The organism is Streptomyces sp. NRRL F-5727, assembly GCF_000719555.1.
In the GTDB taxonomy this organism is placed as follows: domain Bacteria; phylum Actinomycetota; class Actinomycetes; order Streptomycetales; family Streptomycetaceae; genus Streptomyces.
Genome location: NZ_JOGX01000035.1, coordinates 37636 through 52709, shown reverse-complemented (window position 1 = coordinate 52709; position 15074 = coordinate 37636). Strand labels below are relative to the sequence as shown.

Genomic DNA, 15074 nt, shown 5'->3' with positions numbered 1-15074 from the left:
GGTCACCCGGACGCGGGCCGGCCGGGCGTCGTGTGCGCGAGGAGGAACTCGGTCGCTCCGGCGATCGCCTCCGCGTAGCTGCCGTGGACCGGCTCGGACTCCTTCTCCTGCTGGTCGGCGGCGGTGGCGGTGTACCACCAGGCGTCGGCGTCCGCGTCGTGGTGCACGACGGCGGTGCCGCCCGCGTAGTGGAGCGGGATGGACTCGCTGGCGGACTTCCTGACGACGGCGTGGGGCCACTTGAGCCGGGCGGACTGCCGCTTGATGCCGCCCCAGGCGGCCCCGAGCTGCGCGTAGTTCGCGCCGCTGCGGCCGGCGACGGTGGCGGCGCTCTCCGCCAGCCGGTCGACGGACTGCTTGGCCTCGTACAGCGCGCGCAGGAGCGCCAGTTGGACGTCGGGCGCGGCCATGAGGACGGGATCGGGGGACTTGCCGGCGGCGCGGTAGGCCAGCAGGCGGGTCGAGATCCGCTCCGCCAGGTCGCGGACGGCGTCGTGGACGTGCTCGTCCATGGTGAAGGCGTCGTCCTGCACGGGCTCGCTGTACGGAGGCTCCACCAGGTTCGAGAGGGCGGTCCAGAAGTCGTCGTCGGTCTTGTCGGGGGTCGGGACCCCAGCCACATCGCTCATGCGACAAGCGTACCTGTCGAAACGCATGAGCGACAGGAAATACTGTCGGGCGCGCCGTGTGCCTCCGGAAGGGCGGATGTGGGACGGTGGGGGCATGCCGGTCCCCGTGATTCTCGACTGCGATCCCGGTCACGACGACGTGTTCAACATCCTCCTCGCCGCCGCGCATCCCGCGGTCGAGCTGCTCGCCGTCACCACCGTCGCGGGCAACCAGACCGTGGAGAAGACCACGCTCAACGCCCGGCGGGTGTGTGCGGCGGCCGGGATCCGGGGGGTGCCGATCGCCGCGGGCAGCGCCCGGCCGCTGCGCGGGCCCGGCCGGGTCGCCGCGGACATCCACGGCGCCTCGGGGCTCGACGGCCCCGGCTTCGGCGCGGACGAGCCGGACGTGCCGCAGGACCCGCGAGACGCCCTCACCCTGCTCCGGGACACGCTCCTGGCGCACCCGGAGCCGGTGACGCTCGTGCCGACCGGGCCGCTCACCAACATCGCGGTGCTGCTGCTCGCCCACCCCGAACTCGCCGACCGCATCGCGCGGATCGTGCTCATGGGCGGTTCGACGGAGCGCGGGAACACCACGCCCGCGGCCGAGTTCAACATCCTGTGCGACCCGGAGGCGGCCGACATCGTCCTGCGCAGCGGGCTGCCGGTGACGATGTTCGGCCTCAACGCGACCCACCAGGTGCGGGCCACCCCCGAGGTGGTCGCCCGGATCGCCGCCCTCGGCACCCCGCTGAGCCGGCTCTGCGTCGAACTGCTCACCTACTTCGCGTCCACCTACCGCGAGGTGTTCGGCTTCGACGCGCCCCCGCTGCACGATCCGCTGACCGTCGCCCACCTGATCGACCCGGCGGTGTCCCGCCTCGCGCGGGCGGCCGTGACGGTGGAGCTGGACGGGACGTACACCAGGGGCGCGACGGTGGTGGACCTGCACGGCGTGACGGGCCTGCCGGCCACCGTCGACGTGGCGACGGACGTCGACGCGGACCGGTTCTGGGACCTGGTCGTGGCGGCCGTGCGTACACTCGGCGGGACCGCCGGGCCCTGAGCCGCCGGGTCCTACGGCTGGGCGTCGAGCCAGCTCAGCCTGTGCCCGTAGAGCACCCGCTGGCAGTAGTCGGTGCCCACCGGATCGGCGGCGTCCCGGTTCGCGGTGCAGTCGGACGCCGACCCCGGACGGTGCTCGGAGAGGGACCACAGGCGGCCCGTGCCGCGCTCCACGTACAGGTCCTCGGGGCCCCGGGCGGTCTTGACGGGCTGCCCGGCCTGGACGAGCTGGCCGTTGCTCCACCGGTAGCGCCAGAGGTTGCCGGGCTCGTCCGTGCCCTTGGACTCGTTGACGTACAGCGTGCCGCCGGTCGCCGCCGCGCCCTGCGCGCCGCCGTTGGTCAGGGGCAGGTAGTTCGCCCAGCCTTCCGCGGTCACGTCGGCGGAGCGTCCCTCCAGGGCCGCGACCGGGTACGAGGCGATGCGGCCGGTGGACGGGTAGCCGGTCTGCGGACGGCAGTACTCGCCCATCAGCAGCCGGTCCGGGGTGGTGCTGCGGTCGAGGGAGATGTACGACGCCTTCGGGGCGCCGGTCGAGACGCAGGCGTAGGAGCCCTTGGGGTTGCTCTGGGTCGCCTTGAACTTCCAGGCGGCGACCTGCGGCATCACATAGCGGTAGCCGAAGCTGTACCAGACGTTGTTGTGCCGGCCGACCTTCGTCTTGTCCTGGACGTTGGCGGTCGTCTGCACGCCGTCCGTGTCGGCGCCCATCGCGTCGTGCGTGGTGGGGTCGCCGTCCGGGTCGAGGTCCATGATGGTGCGCATGTCGAAGACGCGCAGGCCGTTGCGGGTGTCGGCGACGTAGAGGTAGTTGCCGTACCAGACGATCCCGCCGGCGTGGACGCCCTTCTGGATCGGGTACTCGGCGGCGTGCAGCCCGTCGAAGGAGACGTGGTCGGCCGAGTTGACGTAGGTCCAGCCCAGCAGGACGTGCCGGTACTTGGTCTCGGGGCTTCCGGTCGCCGGGTTGGTGCGGGTCTGGACGAAGGTGATCCGGACGCCCTTCTGGTTGCAGGCGTCGTCGGCGGCCAGTTCGGCGGCGGTGCAGTCGCCGGTCGCCGGGTCCGGGTCGGTCTCGCGGCCCGGGTCCCAGCCGTCGTACGAGGCGAAGAGCTGGATGTTCCCGGCCTCGCCCCACAGCTCGTTGTCCTTGGCGTCGGAGACGCCGGTGATGCCCTGGGGCACCCACTCGCGCGAGACGGAGTCGTCGCTCTGCAGGCAGTACTTGATGTCCGGGTCGGGAGCGGTGCCGAACGGGTCGCGGGAGCACCACGGTTCGGCCGTGCGGTTGGCCCCGGCGAGGAGGTTCTGCACGCCCGACTTCGGCAGGACGGCGTCCAGGCGGGCGACCCGTGTCGTGGTCTCGGCGTTGAGGGCGCCGGGCGACAGCGTGAAGTCGCCGGGCGCGGCCGCGCCGCCGGGCGAGGTCCAGGCGGTGGCCGCGAACGGCGCGGGCGCGCTCTCGGTGGTGAGGGGCTCCTGGACCGTGGGGTCCGAGCCGGGCGCGTCCTCGGCCTGGGCCGGGGCCACGAGGCCGGTGAACGCCAGCGAGGCCGCGACGGCGGCGGTGAACCAGGCGCGGCGTATTCGCCTTGAGGGCATGTGAAGGTGCCTCCGTGCTCATGTGCAGGACAAGTGACACGGAGGCTTCCAGAACGCCGGAGCAATGCGCAAACACGACCGACGGATCGTCAGAAACGCGCATACAGAGGTGATTCAGGGGTGATTTAGGGATGATCTAGGCAAAATGCGGCCCGCAGGACGGGCGGAACCTGCGGGCGGAAGAGAGCACGGGGGAGCCGACACCCCGGCGAACCGGCGCAGGACCTGCCCGCGATCCGCACAGGATCCGCACGGAGGGCGGATACCCCGCCGCACCGCCGTCCGGCGCCGTCAGGCGCGGCCCGCGGCCTTCTGGCTGCGGCGGGAGAGGGAGTCGACGACCACGGCGGCCAGCAGGACCGCGCCGGTGATCATGAACTGGACGGCGTTGCTCACGCCCATGATGTTCATGCCGGACTGGATGGAGCCGATGACGAGGGCGCCGAGCAGCGCGGACCAGACCGAGCCGCGCCCGCCGAACAGGCTCGTCCCGCCGATGACGGCGGCCGCGATGACGTTCATCAGCAGGTTGCCGCCGCCGGAGGTCTGGCTCGCGGACTGGATCTGGCCGGCCAGGAAGATGCCGCCGACGGCCGCCATGGTGCCGGCGATCGTGAAGACGCTCATCCGGACGAACGGCACGCTGATGCCGGCCCGCCGCGCTCCCTCGATGTTGCCGCCGACGGCGAAGATCTGGCGCCCGTAGCGGGTGCGGCGCAGCACGAAGTCGAGGACGACCAGCACGATCAGGAAGATCAGCAGCGCCAGCGGCAGGCCCTGGTACCGGTTGAGGATGTACGCGGCGGCGAAGGCGATCGCCGCGAGGACGACGGTCCGCAGCACGATCTCGGCGATCGGCCGGTACGGCACCCGGGCGGCCCGCCGGCGCCGGGCGTCGAGCAGCGAGGCGAGCAGGAAGAGTCCCACGCCCACCGCCGCCGTGACGTAGGCGGCGGCCGGGCTCTCGAAGATCGTGGAGTACAGCTCGGCGACGACGCTCTCGCTGGGGATGTTGACGGTGCCGCTGGTGCCGAGCACCTGGAGCATCAGCCCGTTCCAGGCGAGATTGCCCGCCAGGGTGACGACGAAGGCGGGCACGCCCACCTTGGCGAAGAAGAAGCCCTGGACGAGTCCGACCGCCGCTCCCCCGGCGAGCGCGACGAGCAGCGCCAGCCACTGGTTCATGCCGTTGATGACGTTGAGCACGGCGAAGAGCGCCGCGCAGAGTCCGCTGACGGAGCCGACGGACAGGTCGATCTCGCCGAGCAGGAGGACGAAGACGATCCCGACGGCGATCATGCCGGTGCCGACGATCTGCTGGCTGAGGTCGGACAGGTTCTGCGCGGAGAGGAAGGCGTTGTCGAGGCTGCCGAAGACCGTCCAGATCACGATGACGGCGATGACGACGGGCAGCGAGCCGAGTTCGCCGCTGCGCAGCTTGCGCCGGAACTCGCCGACGTATCCGCGGAAGCCCTCCTCGCGGACGATCAGCCGGCTGTCGACCGCGGGCACCGCCTCGGGCGCCGGCTCCTGGGCGGCGTCGGCGGGGCCGGCCGGGCCTCCCGCGCCGACCGGGCCGGGCTCGCCGTGGCGTCCGTCGGGGTCCCTGGCGCCGTTCATGGCGTCTCCTCCCCGTCCTGGGCCTTCCGTTGCTCGCGTCTGCGGGCCTGGCGCCGGGTGACGGCGCTGTCGGTGGCCCCGGTGATGGCGGAGATGATCTCCTCGGTGGTGGTGGCGCGCCGGTCGAAGAAGCCGTTGTTGCGACCGAGGCGCAGCACCGCGATCCGGTCGGCGACCGCCATCACGTCCACCATGTTGTGGCTGATCAGGATGGTGCCGAGGCCGTGCTCGCGGAGGCGTTCGACGAGGTCGAGGACCTCGGCGGTCTGCTCGACGCCGAGCGCCGCGGTGGGCTCGTCCAGGATGACGATCTTGGGCTCGCCGATGAGCGAGCGGGCGATCGCCACGGTCTGGCGCTGGCCGCCGGAGAGCGACGCGACGGGGATGCGTACCGACGGGATCCGGATGGAGAGCGTGTCGAGCAGTTCGCGCGAGCGCCGCTCCATGCGGACCTCGTCCAGTACGCCGAACCGGCGCAGCTCCCGGCCGAGGAAGAGGTTGCCGACCACGTCGAGGTTGTCGCAGAGGGCGAGGTCCTGGTAGACGGTCGCGATGCCCAGGTGCTGGGCGTCGTGGGGCCGGTGGATGGAGACCGGCCGGCCCTGCCACTCGATGACCCCGTCGTCGGGCGGGTTCACCCCGGCGATCGCCTTGACGGCGGTCGACTTGCCGGCGCCGTTGTCGCCGACCAGGGCGACCACCTCACCGGCATGGACCTCCAGGTCGAAGCCCGACAGGGCCTGGACCGCGCCGAACCTCTTGGACACCCCCCGCAGTGCGAGCACGGGTGCTTCGGTCACCTTCGACCGCCTCCTCGGCGGGAGCGGGCACCACCGGGCGGGTCACTCCAGCCCGGCTTCCTTGCAGGCGTCGGCGTAGGCGGGCGTGCAGATCTCCTGGACCGTGTACAGCCCGTCCTTGACGACCGTGTCCTTGATGTTCTCCTTGTCCACGACGACCGGGGTCAGCAGCGTGGCCGGCACCTTCTGGCCGCTGCCGCTGGTGACGGTGGTGGGGGTGAGGTCGGCGGGAAGCGGCTTGCCCTCGGCGAGGTTGACCGCCATGGTCGCGGCGATGTCGGCCTCGGGCTTGTACGGCTTCTCGATGGTGATCGTCTGCGTGCCCAGCAGAATCCGCTGGATGGCGTCGAGTTGGGCGTCCTGACCGGTCAGCGGCACGTCCATGCCGGCCGCCTTGAGGGCGGTGGCGATGCCGGCGGCCAGTCCGTCGTTGGCCGAGTAGACGCCGACGATCTCGTCCTTGCCGAGCGCGCTGATGGCACCGGACATCTGCTGGTTGGCGTTGTTCGGGTCCCAGTTGGGGGTGTCGTACTCCTTGCCGATCTTCACCTTGCCGTCGAGGACCGAGTGCGCGCCGGCCTTGAACTCGGCGGCGTTCGGGTCGGTGGGCGAGCCGTTGTGCATGACGATCTGGCCGCTCTCCGCCTTGTCGCCGAGCGCGTCGAGCAGCGCCTTGCCCTGGAGCTCGCCGACCTTGCGGTTGTCGTACGAGACGTAGGCGTCGACCGGGCCCTGCGCGAGGCGGTCGTAGGCCACGACCTTCACGCCGGCCTTGTTCGCCTTCTCCACGGAGGACTGGATGGACTTGGCGTCCACGGCGTCCAGGATCAGCACCTTGTCGCCCTTGGCGAGCGCGGTGTTGACCTGCTGTTGCTGGGTGGTCGCGCTCTCGGCCGCGTTGTAGTAGTCGATCTGGGCGTCCGGGGCGAGTTCCTTGATCTTCTGCTCGATGTACGGCCGGTCGAACTTCTCGTACCGCGTGGTCTTGCTCTCCGGCAGCAGCAGCCCGATGCGGATCTCCTGCCTGGCCTGTCCGGGCGACGAGCCCGTCGCCGTCGCGACCACGCCCAGCGAGAGGGCCGTCGCCGAGGCCACCGCTATCGCGCCTCGCAGTGTTCGGGTCATGGGAGGCTCCTTCCGCGCGCCTCGACCCGCACCGCGGACCACGAGACCACGGGGGCGCGGGCGCACCTTCGGCCTATCTCTCGACACTAGCCCCAACCCGGTGGCCGGACCATCCGGCCACCGGGTCGTGCCCCAGGGGGGCGGCCCGGCGCGGTGCGTGACCGGGCGCGCCCGGAGCGTGGACGGGCGGAGCCGTACCGCATCAGCATGGGCCGCCCGGGCAGTCGCCGGGCATGAACGAACGCGTGGAGACAGGTGACTCGTACTGGATGCGGACGGCCTCGCTGCCGTCCTTCGAACCGCTCCGGGAGGAGGCGGAAGCGGACGTGGTGGTCGTCGGCAGCGGCATCGCCGGCCTCAGCACGGCGTGGGAACTGGCCCGGGCGGGCCGCGACGTCATGGTCCTGGAGGCGGACCGGGCGGCGGGCGGCGTCACCGGGCACACGACGGGAAAGCTCACCGCCCTGCACACCGCCGCCTACCACGGCCTGCGGGAGAAGCACGGCGACGACGCCGCCCGCCGGTACGCGGCGTCCCAGAGCGCCGCGCTGCGGCACGTCGTCGACACCGCCGGGGAACTCGGCATCGACTGCGCGCTGGAGCGACGTCCCGCCCTCACCTACTGCGAGGGGGCGGACGGCGTCGAGGCGCTGCGCGCCGAGGCCGAGGCCGCGCGCGCGGCCGGCCTCGACGCCTCCTTCGTCACCGACTCCGGCCTGCCCTTCCCCGTCGCGGGCGCGGTGCGGGTCGAGGACCAGGCCCAGTTCCATCCGCTCGCCTATCTGGGCGGTCTCGTCGACGCGATCGTCGCGCGCGGCGGCCGGATCCACGAGCGGACCCGCGTCACCGGACTCGACGAGGACGGCGGCGACGACCCGCGCCCGTGCCGGCTCACCACCGACACCGGGGCCGGCGTCTCCGCCCGGCACGTCGTGCTGGCCACCCACCACCCCGTCTTCGACCGCGCGCTGCTCGCCGCCCGCCTCACCCAGCACCGCGACCTGGTGGTCGCGGGTGCCGTGCCCGCCCGGCTCGACCCGGAGGGCATGTACATCACGAAGGAGGGAGGCAAGCGGTCCGTCCGCACGACGCCGCTCCCGGACGGCACCCGGCTCCTGATCGTCACCGGCGAGGTGTTCCAGCCCGGCACCGGGCAGGACACCGAGGCCGGGTACGCCCGTCTGGAGGAGTGGGCCGGGCGGCACTTCCCCGGCTTCGCCCTCAGCCACCGGTGGGCGGCCCAGGACAACGCGGCGACGGACGACCTCCCGCTCATCGGCCGGATGCCGGGGCGCGGCGGGAACGTGTACGTCGCCACCGGCTTCGCCGGGTGGGGCATGACGGGCGGGGCCCTGGCCGGCACGATCGTCGCCGCCCTCGTCGGCGGCGGAGCGGACCCGTGGGACGGGCTGTACGACCCCGGCCGCGTCGGCTCGGTCCTCCGTACCGCCCCGGCGCTCGCCAAGGCCCAGTGGGACACCGCCAAGCACGCCGTCAAGGACCGGCTGGACAGCCTGGGCGACGCCACGGAGGCGGTGCGCGGCCTGCGCCGGGGCGGCGGGACCGTCGTCCGCGCCGGCGGGAAGCCCTGCGCCGTGCACCGCGACGACGACGGCGGACTGCACGCGGTGTCCGCGGTCTGCACCCACATGGGCTGCGTCGTCGCCTTCAACCCGGCCGAGCGCACCTGGGAGTGCCCCTGCCACGGCTCCCGCTTCGGCACCGACGGACGGCTCCTGCAAGGACCCGCGCTCCAGCCGCTGGAGCGGATGGACCCCGGCGAGCTGGAGCCGGACGAGCCGCCGCAGCCGGGCGAGGGGTGAACCGCCGAACGTCGGGGCGAGCGGTGCGTCGGGGCGAGCGGTGGACCGTCAGCCCCGCATCGTGGCCGCGGCCAGCGCGTCCACCACCGCGCTGAAGCGTCCGGACCGGTGGAGGACGGCGCGCTGCCGGGCGGCGCCGCCGCCGTCCTCGCGGATCCGCCGCCACTGCTCCCGCGCCCACTCGGTGTCGCCGGTCGCGTCGAGCCCGGGCCGGGCGAGGGCGATCAGGTCGTCCAGGAGAACCGCGGCCGGCCGCTTGCGGCCGTCCACCGGGTCCAGGCCGAAGCCGGTGATGCCCTGCGCGGCGGCCAGCCGGTGGGCCCGGAGCAGGTGCGCGCGCGGGACCCGGGGCGCCGGCTCGGCGGCGTCGACGCGGGGGAGCAGGGTGGCGGCGAGCCCGCGGACCAGGATGGCGAGCAGCACCACCGTGTCGAGCTCCGCGTTGGCGTCCGCGACCCGGATCTCCAGGGTGGGCACGTGCTCGGAGGGCCGGGCGTGCCAGTACACCATGCGGTTGTCGAGCAGGGTGCCGTCCCCGACCAGCCGGGCGACGTGGGCCAGGTACTCGGCCTCGTCGAGGTCCGGGGTGGGGCCGACGGTCGGCCACCGGGCGTGCTCCACGGCCCGCCAGCTCTGGTAGCCGGTGTCACGCCGCCCCGCGAAGGGAGAGTTCCCGGCCAGCGCCTGGAGCACGGGCAGCCACGGCCGCATGTGCTGGGCCAGCGCGAGGGCGCGCCCGCGGTCGAGCGTGCCGACGTGGACGTGGCAGCCGCAGACGAGTCCGTCGTCGCGCGCGACCCCGTCGGCACGGGTGACCAGGGGGGCGAAGTGCCGGGCCATCAGCCGGTAGCGGTCGGAGTCCGTCACCGTCAGCGGCTCCTCGGGAGGCAGGACGGGCGTGCCGCAGGCGACCGTCAGGCAGCGGACGTCCCGGGCCGCCGCGCCCACCACCGTGCGCAGCCGGGAGAGCTCGTCGCCCAGGTCGCGGCGGTGCGCGGTGGCACGGGTGCAGATCTCGACCTGGGCGTTGAAGAACTCGGCCTGGACCTGCTCGCCGAGCTCCCGGCCCGCCCGCCGGATGACCTCCGGCGCCCGGTTGACCGGGGCCCGGGTCAGACGGTCGACCAGTACGAACTCTTCCTCGACACCCATCGTCAGGATCTTCATCGCGGGCTCCTCGCCTCGGCGCGCGACTACCCGCCCCCGGGCCCGCCATGCCGAGGCCGTACCGCCGCCGCGGCCGGGGTTTCGGGCGGGCCGGCGGGGGCAGACGCGGGCACGTCGGCGGCGCCGCCGGATGCCGGGTCGCGGGCCGCGGCGAGGAGGTGCGCGATGGGCGGTGCCGAGGGGCGGGAGGCCGCGTACGACGCCACGCCCTTTCTGCCGGACCGGGGTGGGCTCCCGGCACACCGGAAGGCCGCGGCCGGATGCTGGGGCTGCCCGCTGCACCGCGACGCGACCGGGACCGTCTTCGGCCGGGGCGGGTCGGGCGCACGGCTGATGCTGGTCGGCGAGCAGCCCGGCGACCAGGAGGACCGGGAGGGCGCCCCCTTCGTCGGGCCCGCCGGCCGGCTGCTCTTCCGCGCCCTGGCCGAGGCGGGGATCGACGAGGACGACCTGTACGTCACCAACGCGGTCAAGCACTTCAAGTTCACCCGCGAGGAGACCGGCAAGCGCCGCATCCACAAGGCGCCGAGCCTGCGCGAGACGCTCGCCTGCCGCCCCTGGCTCCTGGCGGAACTCCGGCTGGTCTCGCCCGAGTTGGTGGTCACCCTGGGGGCGACCGCGGGCCGCGCGCTGCTCGGCCCGTCCTTCCGTGTCGGCACCGACCGGGGTGTGCCGAGGCCGCTGCCCGGCGACGGGAACGGCACCCGGGTCCTCGCCACCGTGCACCCCTCCGCCGTCCTGCGGTCCCCGCGCCGCGAGGAGATGTACGCGGGTCTGGTCGCCGACCTGCGGACCGCGGCGGACGCGCTCTGACCGCCCCGCTCCGGCTCGCCGGCGCCGGGGTTCCTCAGGTCAGGAGGCGCAGGACCGCGCGCTCCACCGCCCCGCGGGTGGCCGGCTGGCCGTAGCCGCCGTCCTCGCCCAGGCGGCGCAGGGCGGCGGCGACGGTGACGCCCTCCTCGAAGCGTTCGATGACGAGCGGGTCGATGGAGGAGGCCCGGCAGACCGCCGGCGTGTTGCCGAGGTACTCGCTGACCTCGTGGACGGCCCGGCGGACCGCCTTCGCGCGCGCCGTGCGGGTCCCGTCCGCCACCGGCGCCGAGACGGCGAGCGCGACGGCGGCGAGGACGGTGGCGTGCCAGGTGCGGAAGTCCTTGGCCGTGAGGGGCCGCCCGGCGTTCTCCCGCAGGTAGGCGTTGAGCTCCTCGGCCCGCAGGTCGTGCCAGGCGCCGCCCTCCCAGTACGCGAAGAGGCGCCGGCCGCCGCCGCGCCGGGCCAGCAGGGCGCGGACGACCCGGTAGGTGGGCTCGTCCACGAGGGTGCGGTGCTGCCGGCGGCCCGACTTCGCCGGATAGCGAAGGCAGATCTCCCCGCCCGCGCAGGTGGCGTGCTCGCGCCGCAGGGTCGTGAGGCCGTACGAGGCGTTGTCCCGCAGGTGGCGTTCGCCGCCGATCCGGAAGAAGCCGAGGTCGAGGAGGCGCGCCGCGCAGGCGAGCACCCGGTCCCGGCAGAGTCCGCGCAGGTCGAGGTCGCGGGCGACGGCCCGGCGCAGCCGGGGCAGCCCGCGGGCCGCCTCCCGCACGTGCGCGTGCTTCGCCTCCTCCTGCCGGCGCCGGAACTCCTCGTGGTACAGGTACTGCCGCCGGCCGGCCGCGTCCGTCCCGACGGCCTGGATGTGCCCGTTGGGCCAGGGGCAGATCCAGACGTCCCGCCAGGCCGGAGGGATCACGAGCGCGACGACCCGGGCCCGGTCCTCCGCGCCGAGGGGGGCGCCGGCGGCGTCGAGGTAGCGGAACCCGCGGCCGTGCCGGACCCGGCGCCAGCCCGGCCGGTCCGGATCGCTCGTCCTGAGCCGCGGGCTCATGCGGCGAGGGCCTCGATGAGCTCGTCGCGGGTCATGGAGGACCGGCCCCGGATACCGGCGTCGGCGGCCCGGTCGTACAGCTCGGACTTCGTGAGGTCCCCGAGGTCCGCGACGTTCGGGCGGTCGCCGCCGCGGCGCCCGGTGCGGCCCCGCTCGCCGCCCCGGGCGCCGCGCACGCTGGCGCGCAGGGCGTCCATGAGGTCGACGACGTTCGTGGACTCCGACGGGGGTTCGGCCTTCTCCACGGTCTCGCCGGACTTCCTGGCCTCGATGAGGGCGGCGACCTTCTCCCGGAAGGTGTCGTGGTAGGCGTCGGGGTCCCAGTCGATCGCCATCGCGTCGATGAGCTGCGCGGCCGTCCTCCGCTCCTTCTCGGTGGTCCTCGGCCGGCCGGGCAGGGTGTCGATCTCCTCGCGCGGATCGCGGATCTCGTCGGCCCAGTGCAGGGTGTGGCAGGTCAGCAGCCCGTTCTCGGCCTTGACCGCGACCAGGTACTCGCGCTGCCGCATGACGAAGGTGGCGATGCCGGCCCGGTGGGCGCGGGCGAGGGCCTGTTCGAGGAGCCGGTAGATCTTGCCGTGCTCCTTGTCGGCGGGGCCGAGGTAGTAGGTCCGGTCGAAGAAGATCGGATCGACCTCGTCGAGGTCGACGAAGCCGCTGATCTCCAGGACCTTGGAGCGGCCGGGCGCGATGTCGTCGAGGTCGCCGGGTTCGACGAGGACGTACTCGTCCCCGGTGTCGTAGCCCTTGACGATGTCGTCGAGGTCGACCTCCTCGCCGGTGCGCTCGTTCACCCGGCGGTTGCGGATCCGGTCCGAGGTGCCGCGCTGGAGCTGGTGGAAGCGGATGGTGTGGTGGTCCGTCGCCGTGTAGAGCCCGACCGGCAGACTGACGAGGCCGAAGGCGAGACTGCCCTTCCACACCGGCCGTGCCATCTCCGCTCCGCCTCCTCGGCTCGCCGCCGGCCGCTCCGCGTCAGTCCTGGTCCTCGCGCACCGGGCCTTCGCGCACCGGGCCTTCGCGCACGGGCATGAGGGCGATGCACTCGGCGTCGATGTTGTCGGCGACCTCGGTCAGCGCTCCCACGAGGGCGGCGACGGTGTCCGGCGCGAGACCCGAGTCGTCCGACTCGGCGGACTCGATCCAGACGGCGGCGAGCCGCCGAAGGAGGTCGGTCACCTCCGCGGCGGGGAGCAGGAGGTGCCCGTCGGGGAGTCTGAGGAAGGAGGTCGTCACGTTCATGGGATCCACCTCCGCGGGTGCGGTACGGGCAGGTCAGACGATGTCCTCGCGGACGATCACGACGGGGCAGGAGGCGTGCGTGGCGCACTGCTGGCTGACCGAGCCGAGGAGCAGGGCGGCGAAGCCGCCCCTGCCCCGGCTGCCGACCACGAGCAGCTCGGCGCCGACCGACGCCTCGACGAGCACCTCGGCGGGGTTGCCCCGGACCACGCGCTGTTCCAGCGGCGGTGTCGCGTCGCCCGCGGTCAGCACGGAGCGCAGCTCCTCGGCCAGCGCCTCCCGGGCCTGCTGCTCGTCGAAGGCGGCGTCCACGGGCGGCGCGGACCACCCGGTCGCGCCGGGGACGTCGTAGACGCCGACGACCTCCAGCCTCGCCCCGGTCCGCTCGGCGTGGCGGACGGCCCACCGCAAGGCGGCGTACGAAGAAGAGGAGCCGTCGACGCCCACGACCACGCGGGGGGTTCCGTCGCTCTCGTTCATGATCGCGCCCCTTCCCGCTCACGTGCGCCCTCCCCACCAGACCGCCTACCCGCCCTCGGGGCTCGTACGCGTGGGGGGACGGCCGGTCTCGCGAGGCGGCCGGGAGGAGACGGGTCTCAGCCGATCGCGTGCACCGCCTGACTGGTCAGCTCGTAGCGGGCGCCGACGACGGCGAGCCGTCCCGCCGCGATCCTGGCGGCCAGATCGGGCTCGGCGGCGAGCCGCGCCCGTACGAGCCGTACCTGGGCGGTGATGGTGGCGTCGATGCGGGCGGCGCCCTCCAGCGAGCGGTCGATGGCGGGCTTGATCTGCTCGGCGACGAACTGGATGTGCGCGGGCAGGGTCGCACCGGTCTCGTCCGCGTGGACGGCCGCGGACACCGCACCGCACGCCTGGTGCCCGAGGACCATGACGAGCGGGATGTCGAGCTCCAGCACCCCGTACGCCACGCTGCCGAGCACCGCCTCGTCGAGGACCTCGCCCGCCGACCGGACGGTCATCAGGTCGCCCAGGCCCTGGTCGAAGACGAGCTCCGGCGGGACCCGGGAGTCGATGCAGCCGAGGACGACCGCGAACGGATGCTGGCCGGACACCAGCTCGTTGCGGACGGCACGCGTCTCGTGCGGGTGCTTCTCCCGGAAGGCCCGCCACCGCCGGTTGCCGGCGCTCAGCTCGCGCAGCGCCTCCTCGGGGGTGGCGGGGCGGGGCCGCCGCCGGGGCGCAGCCGACGCGTCCGGGGCGTCGAGGGCCCAGGCCCCGGCGGTCACGGCGGCGGCCCCGCCGACGGCGGTGCGCAGCAGCCCGCGGCGCGAGGCGGCGGCCCTGGGCGGGCCGCCGGATGCGGGTCGTTCCGAAGAAGTGGTCACAGGACGAACGTAGGTCCGGCCCCCGCGACCGCCCGTCCGTTTACCGAATGCACGAGGTCTTTTGGGGCTCCCTTGAACCGCTGTCGCACCGGCCGTCGAGCTGGGGCGGCCGTACGTCGGTCACCTCCGGCGCCCTGCGCGGACGGGGCCCGGGGCGAGCCCGTACGCTCGGCACATGGCGGGAAAGCGGGTGCGGGACGAGGGGCGGGGGCCGGGGCGGCCGCGGGACGAGCGGGTCGACCGCGCGGTGCTGGACGCGGTGGTCGACCTGGTGGCGGAGAAGGGCCTGGGCGCCGTCACCATGGACGCGGTCGCCCTCCGGGCGGAGGTCAGCAAGCCCGCGATCTACCGGCGCTGGCCCACGAAACAGGACCTGCTGATCGCCGCGGCCGAGTCCCGCGTCGGCCCGCTGTCCGTCCCCGACCTCGGGGACTTCCGCGCGGAGCTGAGGATCGTCCTGGAGACCCGGCTCGCGGCGTACGGGGCACCGGGGGTCGACCGGCTGATGGCCGGGGTCATCGGGGCCGCGGCCGAGGCCGGCGCCGTGCGCGGCGCGTACGGGGAGTACTCCGCCCGCGTCATGAGCGAGACCCGGAACATCCTGGAGCGGGGGATCGCCCGCGGCGACGTACGGCCGGACATCGACGTCCGCGCGGTGGCCACGATGGTGGCCGCTCCGCTCGTGTTCCGCCTGGTCGGAGAGATGGAACCGCCCGACGCCACGCTGGTGGACACGGTGGTCGCACTCGTCTCGCGCGCCGTGTCCGCGCAGAACTGACCGGAAACGGTCTTCCCAGGGGGCGCCGAAA

15 protein-coding genes are annotated in these 15074 nt (G+C 73.8%); 4 read left to right on the top strand and 11 right to left on the bottom strand.

All coding sequences use genetic code 11. The features are described 5' to 3' along the window. Positions 1-2 precede the first annotated feature (2 nt). Positions 3-629 (bottom strand): hypothetical protein, encoded by a 627-nt coding sequence (locus IF73_RS0122995; RefSeq protein ID WP_031011130.1) that lies wholly within the window; start codon positions 627-629, stop codon positions 3-5. Positions 630-723: 94 nt separating this feature from the next. Between IF73_RS0122995 and IF73_RS0122990 the strand changes: the two genes are divergently transcribed. Next, positions 724-1677 carry a nucleoside hydrolase gene (locus IF73_RS0122990; RefSeq protein ID WP_031011129.1) on the top strand — a complete coding sequence of 318 codons (954 nt, stop codon included), beginning with the start codon at positions 724-726 and terminating at the stop codon, positions 1675-1677. 11 nt (positions 1678-1688) lie between these two features. Here the strand turns inward: IF73_RS0122990 and IF73_RS0122985 are convergent, their stop codons facing one another. From IF73_RS0122985 to IF73_RS0122970, 4 genes are all read right to left on the bottom strand, one after another. Next, entirely contained in the window at positions 1689-3278 is a 1590-nt protein-coding gene (locus tag IF73_RS0122985) for a hypothetical protein (RefSeq protein WP_031011127.1), read from the bottom strand. 291 nt (positions 3279-3569) lie between these two features. After that, a complete protein-coding gene (locus IF73_RS0122980; RefSeq protein WP_031011125.1) occupies positions 3570-4898 on the bottom strand; it encodes a sugar ABC transporter permease in 1329 nt (442 codons plus the stop codon). Further along, positions 4895-5698: an ATP-binding cassette domain-containing protein gene (locus IF73_RS0122975; RefSeq protein WP_031011123.1), complete on the bottom strand. Its 804-nt coding sequence runs from the start codon at positions 5696-5698 to the stop codon at positions 4895-4897. Before IF73_RS0122975 ends, IF73_RS0122980 begins: the two co-directional genes overlap by 4 nt. 42 nt (positions 5699-5740) lie before the next feature. Next, positions 5741-6823 carry a substrate-binding domain-containing protein gene (locus IF73_RS0122970; RefSeq protein ID WP_031011121.1) on the bottom strand — a complete coding sequence of 361 codons (1083 nt, stop codon included), beginning with the start codon at positions 6821-6823 and terminating at the stop codon, positions 5741-5743. 233 nt (positions 6824-7056) lie between these two features. On the opposite strand from IF73_RS0122970, the gene IF73_RS0122965 reads away from it, so the two are divergent. Then, positions 7057-8646 carry an FAD-dependent oxidoreductase gene (locus IF73_RS0122965; protein ID WP_031011119.1) on the top strand — a complete coding sequence of 530 codons (1590 nt, stop codon included), beginning with the start codon at positions 7057-7059 and terminating at the stop codon, positions 8644-8646. A 48-nt stretch (positions 8647-8694) separates the two neighbouring features. On the opposite strand, the gene IF73_RS0122960 is transcribed toward IF73_RS0122965, so the two are convergent. Next, positions 8695-9813 carry a carboxylate-amine ligase gene (locus IF73_RS0122960; RefSeq protein ID WP_031011117.1) on the bottom strand — a complete coding sequence of 373 codons (1119 nt, stop codon included), beginning with the start codon at positions 9811-9813 and terminating at the stop codon, positions 8695-8697. A gap of 165 nt (positions 9814-9978) precedes the next feature. Between IF73_RS0122960 and IF73_RS0122955 the strand changes: the two genes are divergently transcribed. Beyond that, positions 9979-10626, top strand: a complete 648-nt coding sequence (locus IF73_RS0122955) for a UdgX family uracil-DNA binding protein (protein ID WP_031011113.1) — start codon at positions 9979-9981, stop codon at positions 10624-10626. Positions 10627-10660: 34 nt separating this feature from the next. Here the strand turns inward: IF73_RS0122955 and IF73_RS0122950 are convergent, their stop codons facing one another. The 5 genes from IF73_RS0122950 to IF73_RS0122930 all read right to left on the bottom strand — a co-directional run bounded on the left by IF73_RS0122950 (position 10661) and on the right by IF73_RS0122930 (position 14265). Further along, positions 10661-11677 (bottom strand): DNA topoisomerase IB, encoded by a 1017-nt coding sequence (locus IF73_RS0122950; RefSeq protein ID WP_031011111.1) that lies wholly within the window; start codon positions 11675-11677, stop codon positions 10661-10663. Further along, positions 11674-12612 carry a Ku protein gene (locus tag IF73_RS0122945; protein ID WP_031011109.1) on the bottom strand — a complete coding sequence of 313 codons (939 nt, stop codon included), beginning with the start codon at positions 12610-12612 and terminating at the stop codon, positions 11674-11676. Before IF73_RS0122945 ends, IF73_RS0122950 begins: the two co-directional genes overlap by 4 nt. A gap of 40 nt (positions 12613-12652) precedes the next feature. Continuing rightward, the gene (locus tag IF73_RS0122940; RefSeq protein ID WP_051717172.1) at positions 12653-12919 is read right to left on the bottom strand and encodes a DUF6213 family protein; all 267 of its coding nucleotides are present in this window, start codon (positions 12917-12919) and stop codon (positions 12653-12655) included. A gap of 33 nt (positions 12920-12952) precedes the next feature. After that, a complete protein-coding gene (locus IF73_RS0122935) occupies positions 12953-13399 on the bottom strand; it encodes a universal stress protein (protein ID WP_031011105.1) in 447 nt (148 codons plus the stop codon). 116 nt (positions 13400-13515) lie between these two features. After that, the gene (locus IF73_RS0122930; RefSeq protein ID WP_031011103.1) at positions 13516-14265 is read right to left on the bottom strand and encodes a carbonic anhydrase; all 750 of its coding nucleotides are present in this window, start codon (positions 14263-14265) and stop codon (positions 13516-13518) included. A gap of 175 nt (positions 14266-14440) precedes the next feature. Here IF73_RS0122930 and IF73_RS0122925 point away from each other — a divergent pair, with 175 nt between their 5' ends. After that, positions 14441-15043, top strand: a complete 603-nt coding sequence (locus tag IF73_RS0122925; protein ID WP_031011101.1) for a TetR/AcrR family transcriptional regulator — start codon at positions 14441-14443, stop codon at positions 15041-15043. Positions 15044-15074: the final 31 nt, after the last annotated feature.